19 protein-coding genes and 1 pseudogene are annotated in these 24364 nt (G+C 73.8%); 14 read left to right on the forward strand and 6 right to left on the reverse strand.

The features are described 5' to 3' along the window. Together E4P39_RS15315 and E4P39_RS15320 are read right to left on the reverse strand one after the other, a co-directional pair. Positions 1 to 671, reverse strand: a pseudogene (locus tag E4P39_RS15315) (hypothetical protein); the annotation flags it as partial. Positions 672 to 715: 44 nt separating this feature from the next. Further along, on the reverse strand, positions 716 to 2509 hold the full coding sequence (locus E4P39_RS15320; RefSeq protein WP_135137450.1) for a glycoside hydrolase family 15 protein: 1794 nt from the start codon (positions 2507 to 2509) through the stop codon (positions 716 to 718). Positions 2510 to 2663: 154 nt separating this feature from the next. Here E4P39_RS15320 and E4P39_RS15325 point away from each other — a divergent pair, with 154 nt between their 5' ends. From E4P39_RS15325 to E4P39_RS15340, 4 genes are all read left to right on the forward strand, one after another. Beyond that, positions 2664 to 3287 carry an FHA domain-containing protein gene (locus E4P39_RS15325; RefSeq protein WP_135137451.1) on the forward strand — a complete coding sequence of 208 codons (624 nt, stop codon included), beginning with the start codon at positions 2664 to 2666 and terminating at the stop codon, positions 3285 to 3287. Positions 3288 to 3445: 158 nt separating this feature from the next. Then, complete coding sequence (locus E4P39_RS15330) at positions 3446 to 3865, forward strand: PepSY domain-containing protein (RefSeq protein WP_135137452.1); 420 nt, start codon at positions 3446 to 3448, stop codon at positions 3863 to 3865. A 61-nt stretch (positions 3866 to 3926) separates the two neighbouring features. Further along, complete coding sequence (locus tag E4P39_RS15335) at positions 3927 to 5006, forward strand: inositol-3-phosphate synthase (protein WP_135137453.1); 1080 nt, start codon at positions 3927 to 3929, stop codon at positions 5004 to 5006. Positions 5007 to 5111: 105 nt separating this feature from the next. After that, a complete protein-coding gene (locus E4P39_RS15340; protein ID WP_135137454.1) occupies positions 5112 to 5879 on the forward strand; it encodes a hypothetical protein in 768 nt (255 codons plus the stop codon). Positions 5880 to 6016: 137 nt separating this feature from the next. On the opposite strand, the gene E4P39_RS15345 is transcribed toward E4P39_RS15340, so the two are convergent. Further along, the gene (locus E4P39_RS15345; protein ID WP_135137455.1) at positions 6017 to 6682 is read right to left on the reverse strand and encodes a YqgE/AlgH family protein; all 666 of its coding nucleotides are present in this window, start codon (positions 6680 to 6682) and stop codon (positions 6017 to 6019) included. 144 nt (positions 6683 to 6826) lie between these two features. Here E4P39_RS15345 and E4P39_RS15350 point away from each other — a divergent pair, with 144 nt between their 5' ends. Then, positions 6827 to 8098, forward strand: a complete 1272-nt coding sequence (locus tag E4P39_RS15350) for an MFS transporter (protein WP_135137456.1) — start codon at positions 6827 to 6829, stop codon at positions 8096 to 8098. Positions 8099 to 8113: 15 nt separating this feature from the next. Here E4P39_RS15350 and E4P39_RS15355 read toward each other — a convergent pair whose 3' ends face one another. Genes E4P39_RS15355 through E4P39_RS15365 form a run of 3 tightly spaced genes read right to left on the reverse strand, consistent with a single transcriptional unit; the run spans position 8114 to position 11339 of the window. After that, positions 8114 to 9118, reverse strand: a complete 1005-nt coding sequence (locus tag E4P39_RS15355; protein WP_245159859.1) for a matrixin family metalloprotease — start codon at positions 9116 to 9118, stop codon at positions 8114 to 8116. A 49-nt stretch (positions 9119 to 9167) separates the two neighbouring features. Beyond that, a complete protein-coding gene (locus E4P39_RS15360; RefSeq protein ID WP_135137458.1) occupies positions 9168 to 9788 on the reverse strand; it encodes a maleylpyruvate isomerase family mycothiol-dependent enzyme in 621 nt (206 codons plus the stop codon). Between the two features lie 42 nt (positions 9789 to 9830). Then, entirely contained in the window at positions 9831 to 11339 is a 1509-nt protein-coding gene (locus E4P39_RS15365) for a CCA tRNA nucleotidyltransferase (RefSeq protein ID WP_135137459.1), read from the reverse strand. Between the two features lie 394 nt (positions 11340 to 11733). Between E4P39_RS15365 and E4P39_RS15370 the strand changes: the two genes are divergently transcribed. The 9 genes from E4P39_RS15370 to E4P39_RS15410 all read left to right on the forward strand — a co-directional run bounded on the left by E4P39_RS15370 (position 11734) and on the right by E4P39_RS15410 (position 24348). Continuing rightward, positions 11734 to 12210: an NUDIX hydrolase gene (locus tag E4P39_RS15370; RefSeq protein ID WP_135137460.1), complete on the forward strand. Its 477-nt coding sequence runs from the start codon at positions 11734 to 11736 to the stop codon at positions 12208 to 12210. A gap of 75 nt (positions 12211 to 12285) precedes the next feature. Continuing rightward, entirely contained in the window at positions 12286 to 14652 is a 2367-nt protein-coding gene (locus E4P39_RS15375) for a DUF6049 family protein (RefSeq protein WP_135137461.1), read from the forward strand. Then, positions 14649 to 16598: a murein biosynthesis integral membrane protein MurJ gene (gene murJ / locus E4P39_RS15380; RefSeq protein WP_245159860.1), complete on the forward strand. Its 1950-nt coding sequence runs from the start codon at positions 14649 to 14651 to the stop codon at positions 16596 to 16598. Before E4P39_RS15375 ends, murJ begins: the two co-directional genes overlap by 4 nt. 80 nt (positions 16599 to 16678) lie before the next feature. Further along, positions 16679 to 18460, forward strand: coding sequence for a hypothetical protein (locus E4P39_RS15385; RefSeq protein WP_135137462.1), 1782 nt, complete (start codon positions 16679 to 16681; stop codon positions 18458 to 18460). A 100-nt stretch (positions 18461 to 18560) separates the two neighbouring features. Further along, positions 18561 to 19535 (forward strand): thioredoxin-disulfide reductase, encoded by a 975-nt coding sequence (gene trxB, locus E4P39_RS15390; protein ID WP_135137600.1) that lies wholly within the window; start codon positions 18561 to 18563, stop codon positions 19533 to 19535. Positions 19536 to 19613: 78 nt separating this feature from the next. Continuing rightward, on the forward strand, positions 19614 to 19940 hold the full coding sequence (gene trxA / locus E4P39_RS15395; RefSeq protein WP_135137463.1) for a thioredoxin: 327 nt from the start codon (positions 19614 to 19616) through the stop codon (positions 19938 to 19940). A gap of 241 nt (positions 19941 to 20181) precedes the next feature. Next, positions 20182 to 21375 carry an N-acetylmuramoyl-L-alanine amidase gene (locus E4P39_RS15400; protein ID WP_135137464.1) on the forward strand — a complete coding sequence of 398 codons (1194 nt, stop codon included), beginning with the start codon at positions 20182 to 20184 and terminating at the stop codon, positions 21373 to 21375. A 547-nt stretch (positions 21376 to 21922) separates the two neighbouring features. Then, positions 21923 to 23353 carry a PLP-dependent aminotransferase family protein gene (locus tag E4P39_RS15405; protein ID WP_245159862.1) on the forward strand — a complete coding sequence of 477 codons (1431 nt, stop codon included), beginning with the start codon at positions 21923 to 21925 and terminating at the stop codon, positions 23351 to 23353. Further along, positions 23350 to 24348 carry a D-alanine--D-alanine ligase gene (locus tag E4P39_RS15410; RefSeq protein WP_135137465.1) on the forward strand — a complete coding sequence of 333 codons (999 nt, stop codon included), beginning with the start codon at positions 23350 to 23352 and terminating at the stop codon, positions 24346 to 24348. Before E4P39_RS15405 ends, E4P39_RS15410 begins: the two co-directional genes overlap by 4 nt. Positions 24349 to 24364: the final 16 nt, after the last annotated feature.

Raw genomic sequence — 24364 nt, forward strand, 5'->3', positions numbered from 1 at the left:
GCCTCGCCGTCCGGCGCCGGCGCGGCGCATTCCCCGAGCAGGACCGTCCGGAACCGGACCGCCGGCCGCAGCGCCGTCGACGACGTCGGCACCCGCTCCGGGGGTGACGCCGCCGGCCGCTGTGCGGCGAGCGGCGGCTGTGCCCGCCCGGCCGCGACGCGGTGCAGGGTGACCCCGGCGCCCGGGACCGTGCCGGATTCCAGGTCGAACGGCAGGATGCCGGCGATCCCCGGCGGCGCGGGGTCCCCGGCCGCCGCGACCGTCACCTCGTGCCACGCGCCGTCCTCGAGGACGTGCTCGCCGAGTGTCCCGCCGGCCCCCGCACCCGGTCGCTCCTGCGGGCGTCCGTCGACGAGGATGCCCACGGGGCCGTGGACGAAGGCCCGCAGCGCGGATCCGGTGCGGATCAGCAGGGCGAAGCCGGGCAGCTCGCCCGAGGGACGCAGGGTCAGCAGTGCCCGCAGCGCGTCGACGCGGACATGCCCGGACGGGTCCGGGCGGGCGCACAGCTCGACCAGCTCGCGGACCCGCTCGTGCTGGGCCGTCGACAGCACCGGGACCACGAGCAGGGTGTCGCCGCGCCGGTCGACCAGGCCCGCCCCCGGCAGCACCTGCACCCGCGCCCGCGCCCACGCGGAGGGGAGCGACTCTTCCTTCGGGGACCCGGACATGATCACCTGCCAGCTCTCGGGCCTGCCTCGGCAGGCCGCCATGGTCAACGCCCGGAGGCCGCCAGCGCCCGGTCGAGCTTGACGGCCGCGCGGATGAGGCCGAGGTGCGTGAAGGCCTGCGGGAAGTTGCCCAGCGCCTCACCGGATGCGCCGATCTCCTCGGCGTACAGCCCGAGGTGGTTGGCGTAGGTCAGCATCTTCTCGAAGGTGTGCCTGGCCGAGTCGATCCGACCTGCCCGGGTCAGCGCCTCCACGTACCAGAACGAGCAGAGGTTGAAGGTGCCCTCCGGCTCGTCGAAACCGTCACTGCCGTCGGCGTGATACCGGTGCACCAGGCTGTCGGTCACCAGCTCCGCCTCGATGCGGCCCAGGGTCGAGAGGAAGCGGGGGTCCTCCGCACCGGTGAACCCCACCAGCGGGATCATCAGCGCCCCGGCGTCCAGCGTCGTGGAGTGCGGGTACTGCATGTAGGCGCCGATCTCCGGGTTCCAGTCGTGCTCCTGGATCTGCAGGTAGGCCCGGTCGGCCGCCTGGCGCCAGGCGGTCAGCGGCGCGGGGAGGCCGCGGCGGCGGGCGATCCGGCCGGCCCGCTCGAACGCCACCCAGGTCATCAGCGTCGAGTAGGTGAAACGCCGCTTGGGACCGCGGACCTCCCAGACCCCGCAGTCGGGCTCCTCCCAGTGCTTCTCGAGCCAGTCGAGCTGGCGGCACATCGCCGTCCACAGCTCGTAGGAGACCGGTCGGCCGTTCTTGTCGTACAGGTGGAGCGAGTCCATGACCTCGCCCAGGATGTCGAGCTGCAGCTGGTGCGCGGCGCCGTTCCCGATCCGCACCGGACCCGAGTCCCGGTACCCGCGGAGGTGGTCCAGCGTCGACTCGGTGCCGACGACGTCCCCGTCGATGCCGTACAGGATGTGCAGGCCCTTCTCCGGGCTGGCGTCGATGCACCGGGCTTCCAGCCAGTCCATGAAGGCACCGGCCTCCTCGGTGAAACCGAGTCGCATCAGCGCGTACACGGTGAACGCGGCGTCGCGGACCCAGGTGAACCGGTAGTCCCAGTTGCGGGTGCCGCCGATCGCCTCCGGCAGCGACGTGGTCGGGGCCGCGACCAGCGCCCCGGTGGGCTGGTAGACGAGCAGCTTCAGCGTCAGCGCGGACCGCTCCACCATCTCCCGGTAGCGGCCGCGGTACCGGGACTGGCGGACCCACCGCTGCCAGTACTGCAGCGTGGCGGCGAGCAGGTCCTGGACCTCGCCCATCTCCAGCGGGTGCGGCGAACCCCAGCGGGACAGGGCCAGCGCCAGGCTCTCGCCCTCCTCGAGCACCGGATGCCCCACGGCCGCCGACGCGTCGGCGGTCAGCGGCACGGTGGACCGCAGGACGAGCTGGGCGAGCGGGGAGAAGAAGAAGGCGCCGGACCCCTCGACGATCTCCACCTCGGTCCGCGCCCGGGCGTAGTCGAAGGCCGGCGCGCACCGGATGTCGACGTCGACCCGCCCGCGGACGGCGCGCACCAGCCGCACGAGCTGGCTGGCACCGCGCCTGCTCGACCCCTGCTCGTGCGGCACCATGAAGTCCACGACCTCGCCGACGAACTGCTCGCCCAGGAACCGGGTCACCAGGACGTTCGAATCCGGCAGGTACATCTGCTTCACCCGCGTGGCGCCGGTGCACCGCACGGTGAACCGGCCGCCGCGCTCGTCGTCGAGGATCGAGGCGAACACCGAGGGCGAGTCGAACCGCGGCAGGCAGAGCCAGTCGATGTCGCCGTCGGTGGAGACGAGCGCGGCCGTGTGGAGATCGCCGATGATGCCGTGGTCCTCGATGAGCGCAGCCATGCGTGCCTCGCGTCGTCCCGTGGTCCGGCCCCGGCGCGGGGCGCCGCCAGGGACGACGGGCCGGACCGGGGCGGTCAGCCTAGTGGCAGCGAGCGCTCGGGAAGCCCCGCGAGCGCACCGCCGGTCGTACGGTGACCCCCATGCGCGGTGGGCGATGACCGGCGCGGGCACGGAGGGTCCGCTCCTGGTGTACCGGGACGACACCGGGGCCCAGCGGTTCCTCGCCCTCCAGGCCAAGACCTCGGTGACCATCGGGCGCAGCTCCGCCTGCGACATCCGGCTGCCCTGGGACGAGCGGGTGTCGCGGGTCCACGCCGGTCTCGACCTCGTCGGTTCCGACTGGACGCTCGTCGACGACGGCCTGTCCCGGAACGGAACGTTCCTCAACGGGGACCGCCTCAACGGCCGGCGCCGGCTGCGCGACGGCGACACGTTCGTGCTCGGCTCGACGTCCTTCCGCTTCAGCGACACCACCCGGGCCACGTCCCAGCTGACGACGGTGGGGGAGCAGCTGGTCACCTCGGCGTCGCTGTCGCCGACCCAGCGGCAGATCGTCATGGCGCTGTGCCGGCCGTACAAGCACGACGACCCGTACGCCACCCCGGCCTCCAACCAGCAGATCGCCGACGAGCTGTTCCTCAGCGTCGACGCGGTGAAGACCCACCTCCGGCTGCTCTTCCAGAAGTTCCAGATCGAGGACCTCCCGCAGAACCAGAAGCGCGTCAAGCTGGTCGAGCGCGTCCTCGGTCTCGGCCTCGTCAGCCGCCGGGATCTCTGACCCCGCCCCTTCCGCAGGTGTCCACGGTCGACGCCCAGGTGTCGGTGGTCCACCACCCAGGGTGGCTACTGGGGGGACGCGCGGACGTCGAGAGTTTCTGGCAGGCGCACTGCCGGGTCACCGGGACCCGACAGGCCCGACCAGAAAGGACGACGATCATGATCCGTCCCTCAGCATCCTCCCGGCGAGTTCTCGGGTTCGGCCTCGCCGCCGCCGTCGCCTCCGGCATCGGCCTGGGCGCGTACACGCTCGGCTCCGCCGCCGGTTCGGACACGGTGTACTTCCCGCGCGCCGCGTCGGCCACGACCACCGACTCCGCGACGCCGGGCACGGCCACCGGCTCCCCGACGTCGGCCGGCGCGCCCGAGGGCACGCCGTTGACGCTCGACCAGGCGACGGCGGTCGCGGTCGAGGCCGCCGCTCCCGGTCGGGTCGTCCAGTGGGACGAGGACCACGAGCCGACCGGCCTCCGGTACGACGTGACGCTGCTGCACGACGACGGCTCGACCACCGATGTCGAGGTGGACACGGTCACCGGCCGGGTCACGAGCATCGACCACGACAACGACGGGGACTGACGCGGGCTCTGGGACCAGGGCGCGGACAACCAGGAAACGACCAGGAGCGAGGAGCACTGCCATGGGTTCGGTTCGAGTGGCCATCGTGGGCGTGGGGAACTGCGCGTCATCGCTGGTGCAGGGCGTGCACTACTACCGGGATGCCGACGAGACGACGTCCGTGCCGGGCCTGATGCACGTGCGCTTCGGTGACTACCACGTCTCCGACATCGAGTTCGTCGCCGCCTTCGACGTCGACGCCAAGAAGGTGGGGTTCGACCTGGCGGAAGCCATCGTGGTCAGCGAGAACAACACCATCACCATCTGCGACGTGCCGCCTCTCGGGGTGACCGTCCAGCGCGGTCACACCCTCGACGGCCTCGGCAAGTACTACCGCGAGACCATCGCGGAGTCCGACGAGGAGCCGGTGGACGTCGTCGCCGCGCTGCGCGAGTCCGGCGCCGACGTCCTGGTCTGCTACCTGCCCGTCGGCTCGCAGGACGCGGCGGAGTTCTACGCCCAGGCGGCTCTGGACGCCGGGGTCGCGTTCGTCAACGCGCTGCCCGTCTTCATCGCCGGCACCAAGGCGTGGGCCGACAAGTTCACCGCCGCCGGCGTGCCGATCGTCGGCGACGACATCAAGAGCCAGGTCGGCGCCACCATCACCCACCGCGTCCTCGCCAAGCTCTTCGAGGACCGCGGCGTCCAGCTCGACCGCACCATGCAGCTCAACGTCGGCGGCAACATGGACTTCAAGAACATGCTCGAGCGCGAGCGCCTGGAGTCCAAGAAGATCTCCAAGACCCAGTCCGTCACCTCCCAGGTCGACCGCGACATGGGCGCCGGCAACGTGCACATCGGCCCCTCGGACCACGTGCCGTGGCTCTCGGACCGCAAGTGGGCCTACGTCCGCCTCGAGGGCCGCGCGTTCGGCGACGTGCCGCTGAGCCTGGAGTACAAGCTCGAGGTCTGGGACTCCCCCAACTCGGCCGGCATCATCATCGACGCCGTCCGCGCCGCCAAGATCGCCCTCGACCGGGGCATCGGCGGCCCCATCCTGTCCGCGTCGTCCTACTTCATGAAGAGCCCGCCCGTGCAGTACGACGACAGCCAGGCCCGCGACGCCGTCGAGGCCTTCATCCGGGGCGACATCGAACGCTGACGCCCGTCCCGTACGCACCCCGTCAGGGCCCGCACCCGCCAGCCGGGTGCGGGCCCTGACGCGTCCTGCCGGGTCGATCGCTCATCGCTGCCTACGCTGCACGGCATGCGGTCCCGGGCACGTGTGCTGCTCCTCGCCCTGGCGCTGGCGCTGGCGCTCCTGCCCGCCTGCTCGGCCGCCGAGGAGGCGGACCGCCGCCCCGGGGACCCGGTCACGGTGGCCGAGGCCCGGACGCTCGCCCGCCTGCTGCACCGCAACCTCGAGCGCGGCGGCGCCGACCTCGTGGTCACGGCGCCCTACAGCGACGCGGCCGTGCTGACCCTGACCGGCGAGATCGACTTCCGGCGCTCGATCGGCCGGGCGCAGGCGGTGACGAGCTTCAGCGACGGGCGCCCCGACGACACCCGGACGATGTTCTTCACGGCCGAGCAGATCTGGTTCGGCGACGTCCCCGGGCTGGCCGAGTCCCTGGCCGGCGCGGGCGTCCCGGATGCGGCCTACCTGCGCCGGCCGGTCACGACCGCGGAGGACTCCCCGCTCCTCGTGGACGTGCTCGTGGAGATCCTGCTGAACCTGTCGGCCCGCACGGACGACGACCCGCGGGCCTTCCAGGGCACCGGCTACACGTGGCAGGGGCAGCGCTCCATCGACAGCCGGCTGACGTCGCTGTTCGCCCTCCAGGACGGGCGGACGGTGGCCGTCGGGGCCTCCGACGACCTGCTCACCCAGTTCGTGACGCCGATGCCCGGCACCAGCTTCGAGGTCACCGTGACGTTGTCGGACCACGGCCCGCGGCGGCTCGCCGTCCCGGCCGAGGAGGAGACGGCCGACGTCGCCGACCACGCAGACCTCGCGGCCGCGTTCGGGGTCTGAGCCCCATCCGCCAGCTCCGGGGCTGCGACCGGGTCGTCCCGGGAGCCTGCACGAAGACAGCAGGAAGGGGCGGCCTCTTCCCCAGACCGCCCCTTCCCGGGGTTCTTCCTACCAGATGGAGCCCGGTCCCGGCACCCTCAGTTCGCGGACGGGTCCGCCGGAGCCGTGGACAGGACGGCCAGCCGGCCCGTCTGGCGGCCCATCACCGCACGCCACAGCTCGGGTCCCGCGGCCGGGGTGAGCAGGTCCTCCGCCCGGCCGGGGACGCAGGCCCATGCGCCCTCGGCGATCTCCCCGGCGAGCTGGCCCGCGGACCAGCCCGCGTAGCCGGCGAAGACCCGCAGCCCGTCGAGCCGGCCCACGAGATCGGCGGGGTCACCGTCGAGGTCGACGAGGTACACCGAACCGGCCACGCGGCGCAGCCCGGTGTCACCGGGTTCCGCGGTGGAGGCAGCGGCCAGGCAGAGCGCCGTGTCGGTCTCGCAGGGCCCGCCGACGTGGAAGACGCCGGGCTCGACGGCGAGGTCGCACCAGCCGGGCAGGACGTCGCGGATCTCCACCTGGCTGGGGCGGCCGAGGACGACGCCCAGGGTGCCGGTGTCGGAGTGGTCGAGGACGTAGACGACCGTCCCGGCGAACGTCGGATCGCTCAGCGTCGGGAGAGCGACCAGCAGCGAGCCCGGACGGACGTCGGCCAGGCTGCCGGTCGAGAGGGCGGGGACCGCCGGAGTGCGCCGCCGACCGGTCACGGGCCGCGCGGGCGGCCTGGACTCGGGATCGGGGGACACGGGGGGCGGGGACATCGGCAACAAGTGTGCCCCACCTCGGGCCGGCCCGTACCGGATCGCCGCCCCACTCGTGGAAGAGGCCAGGTCGGCGTCGGCGGAGCTCGGGATCGCCGCTCGGCCGTGACCGTGCGGACGTGTGCCGCCCCCTAGGGTGACCGCGTGGCCGAGGCGCGGACGACCATCCGCCACGTCCTGCACCGGCGGGACTTCCGGCGGCTGCTGGTCACGCGGCTGCTCAGCCAGTTCGGGGACGGCGTCTTCCAGGCCGCTCTGGCCGGGACCGTGCTGTTCAATCCCCAGCGCGCTGCCGACCCGCTCGACGTCGCCGCCGGTTTCGCCGTCCTTCTCCTGCCGTACTCGCTGGTCGGGCCCTTCGCCGGCGTCTGGCTCGACCGCTGGAGCCGCCGTCAGGTGCTCCTGCACGCCAACGTCGTCCGTGCCGGGCTGGTGGCCGTCGTGGCCGCACTCGTGCTGGCCTCGGTCCAGGGCACCGGCTTCTACGTCGCCGGGCTGGCGGTCTTCTCGGTCAACCGCTTCGTGCTCGCCGCCCTCTCGGCCGGTCTGCCGCACACCACCGACGAGCCGTCCCTCGTCTCCGCCAACGCCCTGTCGACGACGGCGGGTTCGGTGGCCACCGTGGTGGGCGGCGGCGTCGCGCTGGCACTGCTCCAGCTGACCGGGGCGACCGATCCCGGCTACGCCGTCCTGGCGCTGTGCGCCGTGGTGCCCTACCTCGGGGCCGCCGCCGTCGTCGCGGGGCTGGACCGGGCGCATCTTGGCCCGGACTCCGCGACGCTCGCCGCCCGGCTGTCCGCCCGGGATGTCGCCGCCGGGATGGTCGCCGGGACCCGGCACGTGCTGGAGCGTCCCCCGGCGGCGGCCGCGCTGCTGGCGATCGGCGTGCACCGGCTGGGCTACGGCTTCCTCACGCTGATGACCCTGCTGCTCTACCGGAACACGTTCACGTCGTGGGGCCCGCTGTTCCCCGCCGGCCTGGTCGGACTGGGGGAGGTGCTCGCCGCCGGGGCGGTCGGCACCCTGGTCGCGGCCGGCGTCACGCCCTGGGTGGTCCGGCACATCGGCAAGCAGCGGTGGATCACGGTTCTGCTGACCGGCGGCGGGCTCGCGCAGGTCGCCCTCGTGCTGCCCCTCCCACCGACCACGGTCCTGGCCGGCCTGCTGATCGGCTTCGTGGGCCAGGCGGTGAAGATCTGCGTCGACAGCACGCTCCAGGAGTCGGTGGCCGACGACTACCGGGGCCGTGTGTTCTCCGTCTACGACACCCTGGTCAACGTCGCCTTCGTGGCCGCGCTGGTCGGAGCGGCCCTCCTGCTGCCGCCGTCGGGCATCTCCTACCCGCTGCTCGTCGCCGTGGGGGCCGGCTACCTGGCCGGCGCAGCCGCCTACGCGCACATCACCCGCCGGCACTGACCGGGGCCGGCCGGGTCAGAGCTCGGGGACGCACGCCCCGGTGCCGAGGGCGGCGAGCCCGGTGAGGTCCCCCGCGGCGAAGTCCGGCACCTCCCGGCGGGCCTCGGGGAACATGAGCTGCTGGTCGTCGTCCACGTGCGCCAGGCCGATGAGGTGGCCCAGCTCGTGCAGGATGATCGACCGCACCACGCTGCGGCCGTCCCGCCCGCGCAGGAGTTCCCCGAGGCGCGGGGCGTCCAGCGACACGGCGCCGCTGAGGTAGACCCGCGGCCCGTCCCCCAGGGACGCCGGGACGCTGCCCGCCTCGCCGACGACGTCCCCGGCGAGCGCGGGGTTCTCCTCCTCGGTCTCCCAGGCGATCAGGACCGGTGCCCAGCGAGGCCCGTACCGGTCCGGCTGGTAGAGCTCGCGCTCGGCCTCGGGGACCTCGTCGGTGAACCCGTCGTAGACGAACTGGAGCCCGGTCACCTCGCTGATCCGCGCCACCGCCTCGACCACCAGTTCCTCGCCCTCCGGCGGTCCGCCGTGCGGGCGGATCGTGTAGTGCACGAGGCGGCACGGGTCGTACGCGACGGGGGTGACTCCGTCGGTCTGGAAATTGACGAACCCGTGCGCACCGCCCTCGGGGGGCGGCGGGGGCGGTACCCCTCTCGGCTTCCGGGCGGCCTCGATCCCGGGCTCCGGACGGTCCGGCAACCGGGCGGCCGACGACGGCGGCGCCGTCGGGGGCTCCCCGCCCCCGGCGTCGAGCGGGCCGGGGTCGGATCCCCCGGCCTCCCCGAGGACCGGCGCCCCCGGCCAGGAACCCGGACCGGTGAACACCGCCGTGCCGATCCCCAGGGCGAAGACCAGGACGAGGACCATGAGCGCCCGCCGTGCCGTCCGGCGGATCAGCCGGCGCGGCGGCGGCGGGACGGGCGGCGACGCCTGGCGGGCCACCTCGTCGAGAACCCACTGGGGCACGCGGCCGGTCGGGGACGTGGGCGGGCCCCAGGTGGCGTCGCCGTCGTCGTCGTGCACGATTCCTATCTCGGCAGAGACGTGGGCGATCTGCAGCGCGACGGGCGGGTCAGCGCGAGCGGAGCGTCTCCAGACCCGGACCGCTCAGGTCCTCGAGGGCGGCCCGGCGTCCCGTCGTGGCCAGCATGAGGGACGCGACCGGGCCCTCCACCACTGGTCCACTGCCGTGCGCCCAGTCGGTGTCGGTGGCCTTCAGCGTCAACCCGGCCACCCTGCGCTTCCCGCCGATCAGGACGTTGGAGCCGGCATAGAACTCGGTCACTGCGGTGACCGCCGCGAGCGGGTAGTCGTGCCGGATGCCCAGCGGACGGCGGATGTCCTCGGCGTGGACCATCGCCTCGCCCAGCCAGCTCAGCTTCGGTCCGGGCGGCGCGGACGTGGCGGTCTCGACGGCCCGGAAAGCGGCGAGGGTCGCGGCCGGCCCGCCCGCCCGCTCCGTGGCGATGCGCTTCTCGGTGAACCGGGACATGCGGAAGCCGGACGTGACCATGCCGGCGAAGAACGCGGGCGGGGTCTCCTTCGCGGTCGCGACCATGTGCGCGAGGACGTCGTGCACGGTCCAGCCCGGGCAGAGCGAGGGCGTCCGCCACTGCTCCGGCGTCAGCCCGGAGAGGTCCTCGGCCAGCGCGCGGCGCTCGGCATGGACCACGGGCCAGATGTCGTCGCTCATGTCGCCATGCTGCTCGGGAACGGAACGGGTCGGAGCGGCGGGTCAGCTCCGCGCGGCCCACCAGGCGAGCAGCTCCGCCTCGGCGTCCTCGCGGGAGAGCGGCCCGCGCTCCAGCCGGAGATCCTTGAGCATCTTCCAGGCCTCGCCGACCTCGCGCCCCGGCCCGATCCCGAGCAGCTCCATGATCGCGTTGCCGTCGAGATCGGGCCGGACGCGCGCGAGGTCCTCCAGCTCCGAGATCTCCGTGATCCGCTGCTCGAGGGAGTCGTAGGTCTCCGACAGCGCCGCCGCCCGGCGCTTGTTGCGCGTGGTCGAGTCGGAGCGCACCAGCTTGTGCAGCCGGGGGAGCAGGTCGCCGGCATCGGTCACGTAGCGACGCACCGCCGAGTCCGTCCACTCGCCCCGCCCGTACCCGTGGAAGCGCAGGTGCAGGAAGGTCAGCCTGGAGACCGCCTCCACGATCTCCTTGGAGTACCGCAACGCGGTGAGCCGCTTCCGGACGAGCTTGGCGCCGACCACCTCGTGGTGGTGGAAGGACACCCGGCCGCGCGCCTCGTGCCGCCGCGTGGCCGGCTTGCCGATGTCGTGCAGCAGGGCGGCCAGCCGCAGCACCAGGTCGGGCGACTCGGCCTCCGCATCGGCCTTCTCCAGCTCGATCGCCTGGTCCAGCACGGTCAGGGAGTGCGTGTAGACGTCCTTGTGCTGGTGGTGCTCGTCGATCTCCATCCGCAGCGCCGGCAGCTCGGGCAGGACGACGTCGGCCAGGCCGGTGTCCACGAACAGCTCGAGCGCGGCCCGGGGGGAGTCCTGGAGCAGCGTCTTCGACAACTCGACCTGCACCCGCTCGGGCGTGATCCGCGCCAGCTCGCCGGACAGCGACGTCATCGCCGCCACGACCTCGCCGTCCGGCGTCAGGCCGAGCTGGGCGACGAACCGGACGGCGCGCAGCATCCGCAGCGGGTCGTCGGCGAAGGAGTCGACGGCGGCGCCGGGCGTCCGCAGCCGCTTGGCCAGCAGGTCGCCGAGCCCGCCGAAGGGGTCGGTGACGGTGCGGTCGGGGCCGAGCGACACCGCCATCGCGTTGACCGTGAAGTCGCGGCGCACCAGGTCGTCGACGAGGGAGTCGCCCCAGGCGACCTCCGGGTTGCGCGACTCCCGGTCGTACCGGTCCGCCCGGAACGTCGTGATCTCCACGCGGACGCCGGACACCTCGGCGCCCACCGTGCCGAAGGCGATGCCGGTGTTCCACGTGGAACCAGCCCATCCGCGGAGCAGGTCGAGGATCTGCTCCGGCCGCGCGTCGGTGGTGATGTCGAGGTCCCCGGGCTTCGTGCTCGTCCCCGCCCGCCCGCCGTCCGCCGCCGCCGCCGAGAGCAGCGCATCGCGCACCGAGCCACCGACCAGATGGGCCTCGAAGCCGGCCGCGGTGAAGCGGGCGCCCAGCCGGGTCAGGACGGGGGAGAGGTCCACCAGCTCGCGGACGGTCGCCTGCACGGCCGGGGGGACCGGCTCCCCGGAAGGGCGGTCATCACCGGTCCCACTGCGCGCCACGGTCCGCTCCTCGCTCGGCGTCACCGTCGCCTCCGCGGTCGCTCCGCTCCTCGCTCGCCGGCGCTCGCTGCGATGCTCACTCCCTGTCGGCTCCGTTCCTCGCTGCGATGTTCCCGCGGCTGTCGTGGGACGACTCGGAGGGGTGGCGGACACTACAAGCCAGAGTAGTGGGACGGCTGAGCCCCCCTGGCCCGGCTCCGCGCTCCGATCCGCTCCTCGCTCGGCGTCACCGTCGCCTCCGCGGCCTATCCGCTCCTCGCTCCTCGTCACCGTCGCCTCCGCGGTCGATCCGCTCCTCGCTCGCCGGCGCTCGCTGCGATGCTCACTCCCTGTCCGCTCCGACCGCGCTGCGATGCTCCCGGAGCTGCCGCCGAACGCGCGCTACCCTGCTCACATGGCTGGGACGGGCGGGCGTGGACGCCCCGGCCGCCGGTTGCGCCGGGTCGACGAGACCTCCGCCGGGGGCCTGGTGGTGGCCGAGGACGCCGTAACGGGACCCCGTGCCGCGCTGATCGGCCGCACCGACCGTCGCGGCCGGCTCCTCTGGTCCCTCCCGAAGGGCCACATCGAGGAGGGCGAGACGCCCGCGGACACCGCCGTCCGCGAGGTCGCGGAGGAGACCGGCATCATCGGCGAGGTGGTCGCGCCGCTCGGGATCATCGACTTCTGGTTCGTCGCCGACGGGCGGCGCGTGCACAAGACCGTGCACCACTTCCTGCTCCGTGCGATCGGCGGCGCCCTCTCCGACGCCGACATCGAGGTGACCGAGGTCGCCTGGGTGCCCCTGGAGGAGCTGAGCTCCCGTCTGGCCTACGCCGACGAGCGGGCGCTGGTCGAGCGCGCGCCCGCGCTGCTGGCCGACAGCGCTTGACCGAGCTTGCGAGGTCGACATAAGCAGAGCAGGCCCGCCTCACGCGGCCGACGAGCGCCGGCGAGGAGGTCCAGCGTGAGGTGGTCGGCAGCCGGTCGACCGGCTGCCGAAGGCGCCGACCGCACCCGGCCGAGGGCCCTGCTGCGCGCCGCCGTCGTGATCCCCCTGCTGGTCGCCCCGCTGGTGGGCGGGCCCACCGGCACCCCCCCGGCCGCGCGTGCCGCCCCGCCGGTCCCGGCCGCCGCACCGGCGCTGCCGGCGCCCCCCGGCACCGAGGACGCCACGGACGAGGACCGGCCGGTCCGGATCGACGTCGGCCGCCTCGAACCGCGGACGGTCACGCCGGGTGCCGTCGTCACGGTCGCGGGCACGCTCACCAACGCCGGGAACTCGACGATCACGGACCTCGCCGTCCGGCTGCAGCGGGGCGACGTCCGCACGAGCCGCGCCGAGCTGGCCGCCGAAGAGCTCGATGCCGACCCGGCGACCACCGTCCTGGCCCCCTTCCAGGACGTCCCCGGCAGCCTGGCCCCCGGCGCCGAGGTCGAGTTCAGCTACGCCGTTCCCGCTGCCGACCTGCGCATCGCGGAGGACGGCGTCTACCCGGTGCTGGTCAACGTCAACGGGGTCGTCGGCGACGACGAGCAGCGCCGCGTCGGGGAGCTGTCCACCTACGTGGTGCAGCAGCCGGTGGTCCCGACCGCGCGGACCGCCGTCGCCTGGCTCTGGCCGGTGGTCGAGCGCCCGCACCGCTCCGCCTCCGGCGGCTTCCGGGACGACGACCTCGCCGCGTCGATCGACTCCGGGGGCCGGCTCGACCGGGTCGTGGCGGTGCTCGAGCGGCTGCCCGGAGCCGTGCCTCCGGGCGGGGGCCAGCCAGTGCCCGCGCTGCCGGTCACGCTCGCGGTCGACCCCGCGCTGGTCGAGGAGCTCACGATCATGGCCGCCGGGCCCTATGCGGTCGACGGCGTGGACGGCGCGGGCCAGGGGACCGAGACGGCGTCCCTCTTCCTGGAGCGGCTGCGCGCGCTGGCGGACGTGCACGACGTGGTGGCGCTCAGCTACGCGGACGTGGACGCCGACGCCCTCGTCGCCGCGGGGCTGACCGACGTCCTGGTCCGGAGCCTGCCCGGGAACGGCGAGGGCGCACCGGACGGCGCGGCTCCGCCGGAGGCCGGGCCGGACGCCGGTGCGGAGGGCAACGGCCCGGGCGGGCGGCTCGTCGCGGAGGCGCTCGAGGTGGAGCCGCGCACGGACGTCGCCTGGGCGGCGGGCGGCTCGCACCGCTCCGACACGCTGGACGTGCTGCGGTCCCGCGGGGTCGAGCAGGTGGTGCTCGGCTCGGACGGCCTGAGCGAGGGCCGGTCTGCGGTCGGCCTGGCGGGGGTCACCGCGGCCGCCCACACGTCGGTGGCCACGGCGTCCGGCCCGGTCGACGCCCTGGTGGCCGACGCCGCGCTGAGCCGCGTGGTCGGGAACGCCGAGCAGACCGCCGGTGGGGCCCGCCTGGCCGAGCAGCGCTACCTCGCCGAGCTCGCCGTCCTCACGATGCAGGCCCCGGCCGGTACCGAGCAGACCCTGCTGATCGCCCCGCCCCGCGACGTCGAGGCGGGTCCCGACGGGGCCGGCGCGATGATGGCCGGCACCGCGGAGCTGCCGTGGCTGCGTCCGGGGTCGGTGGCGGAGCTGGGCTCGAGTCCGTCCGCGCCGGCCGGCGAGGCGGTGGACGCGGTCGATGCGGTGCGGCTCGACGAGGCCGGTCTCGCCGATGTGGTCACCGCCGTCGCCGCTCGCCATGACCTGGCCGGCGCCGTCATCGGCGATGCGGACGCCGCGCTCGCGACCTTCGACGCCGCGGTCTCCCGGACGACGTCGGTGGCCTGGCGGGCCGACCCGGAGAACTTCCGGAAGGCCTCGATCGGCCTCCGCGAGGCGATGGACCGCCTGCGCGGCCGGGTGACCCTCCTCGCGCCGGCGGACGGGACCTACAGCCTCGCCTCGAGCGACGCGCCGCTGGTCCTGACCGTCCAGAACGACCTCCCCTTCGCCGTGGAGGTCCTGCTCCGCATCCAGACGCGCGGCGGCCGCGGGCTCTTCGTGGCCGACATCGGCGCGCAGTCGCTGGAGCCCGGCGAGCGGACGACGCTCCAGGTGGACACCGAGGTGCGGCAGTCCGGCGGGTTCGCGGTGACCGCCGAGCTGACCACGCCGGGCGGGGCTCTCCTCGGCGAGCGCATCCAGATGCAGGTCAAGAGCACGGCGTACGGCTCGATCTCGCTGATCATCACCTTCGGCGCCGCGGCCCTCCTCGGCTTGCTCTTCCTGCGCCGCCTGGTCCTCTTCCTGCTGCGCCGCCGCCGGGCCGCCGCGGCCCCCGATCTCCCCGAGACGGTGCCGCAGGGCGTCCCCCTGTCCAGTCCGCCGACCCGGAGCCCGGTGTGACCGCCCCGGACGACCAGCGACCGCTCACCCCCGACCGGGACGGCGCCGGCCAGCGGCCGCCCCGGACCAGCGGCCAGCCGCTCCCGCCCCCGCCCTACCGGACCGCCCCGCCGCGGTCGACGCCGTTCGCGCCCGCGGTGGAACCCTCCGTCGCCGAGGCACCGCTGGTGCCCCCGCCGCACGTGGCGGCGCCACCGCCCCACGTGGCGGCGCCACCGCCGCGCGGACGCTGGGTGCCGGCTGCCGACGACACGCAGGTGATGACGTCGCTGCCGCCGGTACCGCCGACGCACGGCGAGACCGACGAGGAGGCATCGGAGCGGGAGGGTGCGCCGGGCGCGAGCCGCGGCATCCTGCGGGCGGCCGGGACCATGGCGATCGCCACGCTGGTCTCCCGGATCACCGGGCTGGTCCGCACGATGGTCCTCGCGGCCGCCCTCGGCGTGGGCCTGGTCAACGACGCGTACAACACCGTCAACACCCTGCCCAACATCGTCTACGAGCTCCTCCTGGGCGGCGTACTGACGTCGGTCGTCGTCCCGCTGCTCGTGCATGCCCAGGAGCGGGACCGCGACGGGGGCACCGCCTACGCGCAGCGGCTGGCCACGATCGGGATCGCGGGACTGACCGTGGCCACCGGCCTGGCCGTCCTCGCGGCGCCGCTGCTCACGTCCCTGTCCGGCATCACCGGGGACGCCGACCAGGTCCGGCTGGGCACGTGGCTGGCCCGGATCCTGCTGATCGAGATCGTCTTCTACGGCCTCGGAGCCCTGGCCCAGGCGATCCTGAACTCGCGCGGGATCTTCGGGCCGCCCGCCTGGGCGCCGGTGCTCAACAACGTGGTGGTCATCGTCACCGGCGGGCTGTTCATGGCCGCCAGCGGCGTCGGCGAGCTGACGCCGGCGACCATCACCCCCGGCCAGGTGTGGCTGCTCGGCGTCGGCACCACCCTGGGCATCGCCCTGCAGGCGCTGGTGCTGCTGCCCCTGCTGAAGGGCGCCGGCGTTCCCGTGCGGCCGCGTTGGGGGCGGCACGCCACCGGTCTGCGGGAGGCGGGCACACTCGGGCTGTGGGTTCTCGCCTACTCGGCGGTCAGCGCGGTCGGCGTCATCGTGGCGATGCGCATCGCCAACGAAGCCGGGCGGGACGGCGGGCTGGGTTCCAGCGCGTTCTCCTACGCGAGCCTGCTGTTCCAGATGCCCTACGGGATCATCGGCGTGGCCCTGCTGACCGCCCTGCTGCCGCGGATGAGCCGGGCCGCCGCGCGGCACGACGTCCCCGGCGTGACCCAGGACCTCTCGCTGGGCACCCGGCTGTCGGCGCTCGGCCTGCTCCCCGTCACGGCGCTGCTCGTGGTGCTCGGGCCCCCGCTGGGGATGCTGGCGTTCGCGCGGGGGAACACCAGCGCCGCCGAGGCCGAGGGGATCGGGACGGCCCTCGCGGTGGGGGCCTTCGGCCTGCTGCCGATGGCGGCGACGCTGCTGCAGCTGCGGGTCTTCTACGCGATGAAGGACGCCCGGACGCCGACGCTGCTGCAGATCGCGATGATCGTCGTCCGTGTGCCGCTGTTGCTGCTGGTCCCCGCTGTGGTGGGACCCGAGCACGTGGTCGCCGGCCTGATGCTCGTCACCAGCGTGACCTACCTCGTCGGCTGGGTGCTGGGCGACCTGGCCCTGCGCCGGCGGCTGGGTTCCCTGCGCACGCGGGAGACGTTCGGACCGGTCGCGCGGATGGCCGCGGTGTCGGCCGTGGCGGGCGGAATCGGCTGGCTTGTCCTGAACGTGACCGATGACCTGCTCGGCGCCGGGGCGGCAGGCTCGCTCGCGCGCGTGCTGATCGGTACCGTGGTCATCGGCGGCGCGGCTCTCGCAGGTCTCGTGGTCGCCCGCGTTCCGGAGATCCGGGAACCACTGGCAGCGATCAGGGCCCGGAGGGAACACGGATGACCGGTCCTTCGCGGGACGACACGCCGCCGCCGGAGCAGCCGCCCCGGCGACCGGAGAAGGAGCGGGGGTCGACAGTGTCGATGACATCTACGACCACCGGCCTCCCCGACCGCTACCGCCCACTGGACCAGGTCGGCCCCGACGAGCCCACGGCCACCGGCGTCATCCGGAGCTGGCGCGCCAAGGACCGGGTGCTCAACCGCGACGTCGCCGTCCGGGTGCACACCCCGGCCGGACCGGCGGCGCACGCCTGGATCAGCCGCGCGCTCACCGCCGGCGGCCTGGCGACCCCTGCGCTGGCGATGGTCTACGACGCCTCCGAGGGAACCGGCGACCCCGAGACGCCCGGCGGCGCCGCCTACGTCGTCAACGAGTGGATCGACGGCCAGACGCTGGCCGAGCGCCTCGCCGAGGGGCCCATGCCCGAACGCGAGGTCCGCGTGATCCTCCGGCGGCTGGCCGAGGGTGTCGCCGAGGCGCACCGCGTGGGCCTGGCCGTGGGAGGCCTCTCCCCCGAGAACGTCGTGCTCCGCCCCAACGGACTCGTCGGTCTGCGGGCCGTCCCGGCCGCGACCGGCACCATCGACGGCGACATCGCCGCTCTGGGCGCGCTGCTCGAGGTGGCCCTCACCGGCCTCGACCCCGCCGACGCCGAGCCGCGACCGCTCAGTGGCCCCTCCGACCTCGTGGCACTGGTCCGTCGCACCCGGTCCACCGAGCCCGGCCAGGGCCTGTCCAGCGTGGCCGCCATGGCGGCGCTGCTCGCCGAGCGGCCCCGCAGCGGGGCCGGCGCCCGGACCGGCGCGTCCAGCGGAGCGACCCCGTCCCGCTCGGAGGACAGCGACAGCGGCTGGCTGCGCCGGCTGCGCGACCGCCGGACGGAAGCGCCGGCCGAGGCGGGCGAGGCCGCAGAGGCCACCGATACCGCCCAGGCGGCCGAGGCGGACCCGGTGCTCCTCGACCCGCACACGCTTCCCCCGGTCCCCCCGGTGCGCCCCCTCACCCAGGGTGCCGCGCCCCTCTCGTCCGCCGCGCTCGGCGGCGACACCATCGACGCGGGCATGGTGGCGCCCTCGGGCGGCGCCTACGCCGGGCACGGTGCCGGTCCGGCCGCGACCCACTCCTGGGAGCGGAACGACGACGACGAGTTCGGGGTGCTCGAGCACCGGCCCCTGCCGGGGTACGACGACGGCTACGACGACCTGCCCCCCGAGGACGAGGAGGACGGCGCCCGCCGTCACCGCCTCGTGGTCTTCGGCCTCCCGCTGCTCGCCCTCGCCGTCGTCATCGCCCTGGCCTGGTGGATCGGGGACGCCCTGCTCTCGGTGTCGGGGTCCGTCGACGACGACGTGCAGGGCTCCACGCCGTCGGCCAGCGCGCCCGCGGACGGCTCGACCGGGGCGGTTCCCGCCGGGACCCCGGCCACGATCGCGAGTGCCGAGGTGTTCGACCCGCAGGGCGACGGCGACCCGGACCATCCCGAGGACGTGCCCCTCGCCTTCGACGGAGACCCGGCGACCGCCTGGTCGACGTACGAGTACCGGGGCTCGCCGGCCTTCGGCAACCTCAAGGACGGCCTCGGCCTCCTGCTCGACCTGGGCGGCTCGCAGTCGGTCTCGGGCGTCTCGGTGACCAGCACCCGGCCCGGCGCCTCCGTGGAGATCCGGGTGGGCGAGGAGGCCGGCTCGGACCTGGACAGCTTCACGCCGGCCGCCGATGGAACCGTGGAGGGGACGACGGAGTTCTCCTTCGACGAGCCGGCCACCGCGGGCTACGTGCTGGTGTGGATCACCGGTCTCGTGCCGAGCGAGGGTGGCTTCTCCGCGGACATCGCCGAGATCGAGGTCCAGACGGCCGGCTGACGCCGCCGGTGGCGGAGAGCCGACGGGGAATGGGACCCTTACGATCCTCGTTGTGCCGCCCGTGACCTCGCCTTCCGATCACCCGACCCCCGGCCCGGCCGTGACGACGAGCGGGAACCCCGCGATCCCACCGGCCGAGCACGACGGCATCCGCGACCTCATCATCATCGGGTCCGGACCGGCCGGGTACACGGCCGCGACCTACGCCGCGCGCGCGAACCTGCACCCGCTCGTGTTCGAGGGCTCGCAGTTCGGCGGGGCGCTCATGACCACCACCGAGGTCGAGAACTTCCCGGGATTCCCCGAGGGCATCCAGGGCCCGCAGCTGATGGACGACATGCGCACGCAGGCCGAGCGCTTCGGCGCCGAGTTGGTCCCGCGTGACGTCACCGAGGTGGACCTCGCCGTCGACCCGAAGGTCGTGAAGGTCGGCAACGAGGTGCACCTCGCCCACGCCGTCATCGTCGCCACCGGCTCCAAGTACCGGTACCTGGGCCTGGAGAACGAGGCCCGGCTGCTCGGCCGCGGCGTCTCGGCGTGTGCCACCTGCGACGGCTTCTTCTTCCGCGACCAGGACATCGTGGTCGTCGGCGGCGGCGACTCCGCGATGGAGGAGGCCACCTTCCTCACCCGGTTCGCCAAGACCGTCACCGTCGTCCACCGGCGGCCCGAGCTGCGTGCGTCGAAGATCATGCAGCAGCGCGCGCAGGACAACGAGAAGATCCGGTGGGCGCTGGGCAAGCAGGTGACCGAGGTGCTCGGCGAGAGCACCGTCTCCGGGGTCGAACTCACCGACGTCGCAACCGGCGCCACCGAGACCGTCCCGGTGACCGGCCTGTTCGTGGCGATCGGGCACGACCCGCGCAGCGAGCTGTTCGCCGGCCAGCTGAAGCTCGACGACGCCGGCTACATCCAGGTCGAGCACCCGAGCACGCGCACGAACATCGACGGCGTCTTCGCCTGCGGCGATGTCGTCGACCACATCTACCGTCAGGCGATCACCTCGGCCGGCACCGGCGCGGCTGCGGCGATCGACGCGGAGCGCTGGCTCGCCGAGACCTTCGACGAGCGCTGACCCGCGGGCATAGATCCGATGACCTGGGGGTTCCTCCCACAGGTACTTCCAGCAGTCGAACCAGAGGGAGAACGACCGATGGCAGGCAACACCGTGACGGTGACCGACACCAGCTTCGCCACTGACGTGCTCGGCAGCGAGAAGCCCGTGCTCGTCGACTTCTGGGCGGAGTGGTGCGGCCCCTGCAAGATGGTCGCCCCCGTCCTCGAGGAGATCGCCGCCGAGCACGGCGACAAGCTCACCATCGCCAAGCTCAACATCGACGAGAACCCGCAGATCGCCCGGGACTACCAGGTCATGTCCATCCCGACGATGACCGTGTTCCAGGGCGGCAAGCCCGTGAAGAGCATCATCGGCGCCAAGCCGAAGGGCGCCATCCTGAGCGACCTCGCCGACTACATCTGAACGCAGCTCCGCTGGGGAGCCGGAACGGCTACGCCGGCCTCTGAGTCACACCCTCCGGCTCGCTCCGAGTGAGCGAAGCGAGGGAACGGGCCCATTCGTCCAACCCGGGCGGGTGGGCCCGTTGCCGTCCGGGGAGACCCCACCGGGCCGGTCGGGACGGCGGGGACGACAATCGGCACACGATGAATACGGCGAAGCCTTCGCGTCCCCCAGCGGCGCTGTGATGGGAACCGACAGCGGTATGCAGATCCTGAGGCTCGGGGACCGTGGTCCGGCCGTCGCCGACGTGCGCGCCGCGCTGCGGAGCCTCGGTCTCCTCGGCGGCGAGGCCCGATCCGCGACGGCGACGGCCCCTGGCGGGCCGCTGGACACCATTCCGCTCCGCCACACCCCGCTCGACACGGCCCCCCTCGAGACCGCGGAGTTCGACGCCGCGACCGAACTCGCGGTCCGCCACTTCCAGCAGGTCCGCGGCCTCTCCGTGGACGGGCGGGTCGGCGAGGAGACCTACCGTGCGCTGAACGAGGCCAGGTGGTCCCTCGGCGACCGGCTGCTGCGCTACGACCCCGAGCGGCCCATGCGCGGCGACGACGTCATCAGCCTGCAGGAGCGCCTCCTGGAGCTCGGCTACGACGCCGGCCGCGCCGACGGCATCCTGGGTCCCGAGACCGAGACGGGTCTCCGGGCCTTCCAGCGGGACTACGGACTCAACTCCGACGGAACGTGCGGGCCCGCCACCCTGCGGGCGCTGCGGCAACTGGGCCGCAAGGTGACCGGCGGCCGGCCCCAGCTGCTGCGGCAGAGCGCCTCGTTCGTCGACAGCGGCCCGCACCTGATCGGGCGCCGGATCGTCGTGGACGCCGGCCACGGCGGCGAGGAGACGGGCTTCACGGTCGGCGAGACCACCGAGGCCGACCTGGTCTTCGATCTCGCCTCCCGCATCGAGGGCCGGCTCGCCGCCGCGGGCGCCACCGTCTACCTCACCCGGGGCCGGAACCAGGGCCCCTCGCTGGCCGAGCGGACGGCGTTCGCCAACGACGCCCGCGGCGACCTGTTCCTCTCGCTGCACCTGGACTCGCACAGGTCCGAGCACGCCCGCGGGGTCGCCGCCTATTACTACGGCACCGGCTCGGGAGCCTCCTCCACGTTCGGCGAGCAGTTCGCCAACCTGGTCCGCCGGGAGGTGGTCGCCCGCACCGGCATGCTCGACCTGGGCTCGCACCCCAAGACCTGGGACCTGCTCCGGATGACGCGGATGCCCGCCGTCCGGCTGGACTGCGGCTACCTCTCGCACCCGGTCGACCGGCTGCTGCTGCTCGACGCCCGGGTGCGCAGCGCCGTCGCACAGGCCGTCCTGGCCGCCGTCCAGCGGCTCTACCTGCCCGCCGACGCCGACCCACCCACCGGCACGTTCGTGCTGGGGGAGCTGCGATGACGATGACATGGCGATCCTCCGGATCGCACGGCGGCTATGACTCTGTCGTCCTCCGGACGACACCGCGGCCAATGGCCGTCCCCCGATGCCGTTGAGCCGCTGCGTCACGCCTACGCGGACCCCTCCGGGTCCCACTCGGCACGACAACCTGGGGTACGTCGGCTCGCCAGAGATGCCGCGGCCAACGGCCGTCCCCCGATGCCGTTGAGCCGCTGCGTCACGCCTACGCGGACCCCTCCGGGTCCCACTCGGCACGACAACCTGAGGTACGTCGGCTCGCCAGAGATGCCGCGGCCAATGGCCGTTCCCCGATGCCGTTGAGCCGCTGCGTCACGCCTGCGCGGACCCCTCCGGGTCCCACTCGGCACGACAACCTGGGGTACGTCGGCTCGCCAGAGATGCCGCGGCCAACGGCCGTTCCCCGATGCCGTTGAGCCGCTGCGTCACGCCTGCGCGGACCCCTCCGGGGCCCACTCGGCACGAACCGGTCCGTCCGTTCACTGTGTCCCGCCCTGCCCCCACCGCTTCACTCCCTACACTCCTGAGGGTGGCCATCACCCCGCCCGGCCCGCCCGCCGGTCCCGGTTCCCCGGGGACGCACCTGACGCACGGTGCACATCCCCACGTCGTGCCGCGCCACCCGCGGCTGGACCCGCTGGCGGACCGGTACGCAGCACGGACCCACGGGATGAAGACCTCCGAGATCCGCGCCCTGTTCTCCGTGGTGAGCCGGCCCGAGGTGGTGTCCCTGGCCGGTGGGATGCCGGCCGTCACCGCGCTCCCGCTCGACGCCGTGGGCTCGATGATCGGCGAGCTGGTCTCCGGGATGGGCGCCCAGACCCTGCAGTACGGCTCGGGTCAGGGCGATCCCCGGCTCCGCGAGCGGATCTGCGACGTCATGGCTCTGGAGGGCATCACGGACGCCTCGCCCAGCGAGGTCGTGGTCACGGTCGGCTCGCAGCAGGGCCTGGACCTGGTCACCCGCGTGTTCTGCGACCCGGGCGACGTGATCCTCGCCGAAGGGCCCTCCTACGTCGGCGCGCTGGGCGTCTTCCAGGCGGCCGAGGCCCGCGTGCGGCACGTCGCCATGGACGAGCACGGGCTGATCCCGGAGGCCCTGGAGGAGGCCCTGCTCGACTGCCGCACCAACGGCGACCGGGTCAAGTTCCTCTACACCGTGCCGAACTTCCACAACCCGGCCGGCGTGACGCTCTCCGAGCCCCGCCGCGAGGCGATCGTGGCCCTCGCCGAGAAGTACGACCTGCTGATCATCGAGGACAACCCCTACGGCCTGCTCGGGTTCGAGCACGAGCCGCTGCGCGCGCTGCGGGCCCGGAACAATCAGCGGGTGATCTACCTCGGCTCGTTCTCGAAGACGTTCTCGCCGGGGCTCCGGGTCGGCTGGGTGCTGGCTCCTCTCGCCGTCCGGGAGAAGCTGGTGCTCGCCACCGAGGCGCAGGTGCTCTGCCCGCCGTCGCTCACCCAGTACGCCGTCGCCCGGTACCTCGACACCCAGCCCTGGCGCGAGCAGATCAAGACCTTCACCGAGCTGTACCGCGAACGCCGCGACGCCTGCCTGGAGTCCCTGGCCGCGCTCATGCCCGCCGGCACCGCGTGGACCCGGCCGGAGGGCGGCTTCTACGTGTGGCTGAAGCTGCCGCACGGCCTGGACGCGAAGCTGATGCAGCCCCGCGCGGTGAACGCCCACGTCGCCTACGTGCCCGGCATCGGGTTCTTCGCCGACGGCAACGGCCGCGAGTACATGCGGCTGTCGTACTGCTACCCCGAACCCGACCGGATCCGTGAAGGCGTGCGCCGGCTGGCCCGGGTCATCGAGGCCGAGCTGGACCTGCACTCCACGTTCGACGCCGTCGACACGGGCACGTTCCGCCAGGTCAGCGGCGCCGTTCCCGGGCACGAGGCCGAGACGATCGTCGGGCCCGCCAACCGTGACACCGGCAAGGACGACCGCCCATGAGCGAGACCGCCATCCCCTCCTCCGCAGCGGCGGAAGAGGTCGACCGGCACGCCCTGCGGGCCGTCATCCTGGCCGGCGGGCTGACCTTCGAGCGGGAGGTCAGCCTCTCCTCCGGCACCCAGGTCTGGGAGGAGCTCGTCCGCGCCGGCGTCGACGCCGAGATCCGGGACGCGGACGCCGGGCTGCTGCCCGGCCTCGCGGCGGCGCCCGCCGACGCGGTCTTCATCGCCCTGCACGGCGCCACGGGGGAGGACGGCGCCCTGCGCGCCGTCCTGGACCTGGCCGGCGTCCCCTACGTCGGTTCGCCCGCCGCCGCCTGCCGGCTGGCCTGGGACAAGCCGGCCGCCAAGTCGGTGGTGCGCTCCGCGGGGGTGACGACGCCGGACTGGGTGGCGCTGCCGCACAGCACCTTCCGGGAGCTCGGCGCGGGCGCGGTACTGGACCTGATCGTGGCCCGGCTGGGCCTGCCGCTGATGGTCAAGCCCGCCTCGGGCGGCTCCGCGCTCGGCGCGCAGAAGATCACCCGGGTCGAGGACCTGCCGGCCGCCATGGTCAGCTGCTTCGCCTACGGCGACACCGTCCTCGTCGAGCGCTTCGTCGAGGGCGTGGAGCTCGCCCTGTCGGTCGTCGACCTCGGCGACGGCCCGGAGGCCCTGCCCGCGGTCGAGATCGAGCCGGAGTCCGGTGTCTTCGACTACACGTCCCGCTACACCCCGGGGCTCACCGAGTACCACGCGCCGGCCCGGCTGACCGACGACGTCTCCGAGCGGGCGGCCGCCCTGGCGGTGCGGGTGCACGAGGTGCTCGGGCTGGCGGACCTGTCGCGCACCGACGCGATCGTGACCCCGGACGGGCAGGTGCACTTCCTCGAGGTGAACGTGTCCCCGGGCCTCACCGAGACGTCGATGTTCCCGATGGCGGTCGAGGCCGCCGGTCACGAGCTCGGTGACGTCCTCGCCCGGCTGCTCGCTCTCCGCGCCGGCACCACGCGCTGAGCACCACGCGCTGAGG

The sequence above is a fragment of the Blastococcus sp. CT_GayMR19 genome, assembly GCF_004570385.1.
GTDB lineage: Bacteria > Actinomycetota > Actinomycetes > Mycobacteriales > Geodermatophilaceae > Blastococcus_B.

What these genes read in the sequence shown, in the direction of transcription:
- E4P39_RS15345 (WP_135137455.1), bottom strand. Translation starts at nt 6,682, where the DNA reads ATGTCCCCGCCCCCCGTGTCCCCCGATCCCGAGTCCAGGCCGCCCGCG.
- E4P39_RS15340 (WP_135137454.1), top strand. Translation starts at nt 5,112, where the DNA reads ATGCGGTCCCGGGCACGTGTGCTGCTCCTCGCCCTGGCGCTGGCGCTG.
- E4P39_RS15320 (WP_135137450.1), bottom strand. Translation starts at nt 2,509, where the DNA reads ATGGCTGCGCTCATCGAGGACCACGGCATCATCGGCGATCTCCACACG.
- E4P39_RS15330 (WP_135137452.1), top strand. Translation starts at nt 3,446, where the DNA reads ATGATCCGTCCCTCAGCATCCTCCCGGCGAGTTCTCGGGTTCGGCCTC.
- E4P39_RS15360 (WP_135137458.1), bottom strand. Translation starts at nt 9,788, where the DNA reads ATGAGCGACGACATCTGGCCCGTGGTCCATGCCGAGCGCCGCGCGCTG.
- E4P39_RS15370 (WP_135137460.1), top strand. Translation starts at nt 11,734, where the DNA reads ATGGCTGGGACGGGCGGGCGTGGACGCCCCGGCCGCCGGTTGCGCCGG.
- E4P39_RS15410 (WP_135137465.1), top strand. Translation starts at nt 23,350, where the DNA reads ATGAGCGAGACCGCCATCCCCTCCTCCGCAGCGGCGGAAGAGGTCGAC.
- E4P39_RS15325 (WP_135137451.1), top strand. Translation starts at nt 2,664, where the DNA reads ATGACCGGCGCGGGCACGGAGGGTCCGCTCCTGGTGTACCGGGACGAC.
- trxA (WP_135137463.1), top strand. Translation starts at nt 19,614, where the DNA reads ATGGCAGGCAACACCGTGACGGTGACCGACACCAGCTTCGCCACTGAC.
- E4P39_RS15385 (WP_135137462.1), top strand. Translation starts at nt 16,679, where the DNA reads ATGACATCTACGACCACCGGCCTCCCCGACCGCTACCGCCCACTGGAC.
- E4P39_RS15400 (WP_135137464.1), top strand. Translation starts at nt 20,182, where the DNA reads ATGCAGATCCTGAGGCTCGGGGACCGTGGTCCGGCCGTCGCCGACGTG.
- E4P39_RS15335 (WP_135137453.1), top strand. Translation starts at nt 3,927, where the DNA reads ATGGGTTCGGTTCGAGTGGCCATCGTGGGCGTGGGGAACTGCGCGTCA.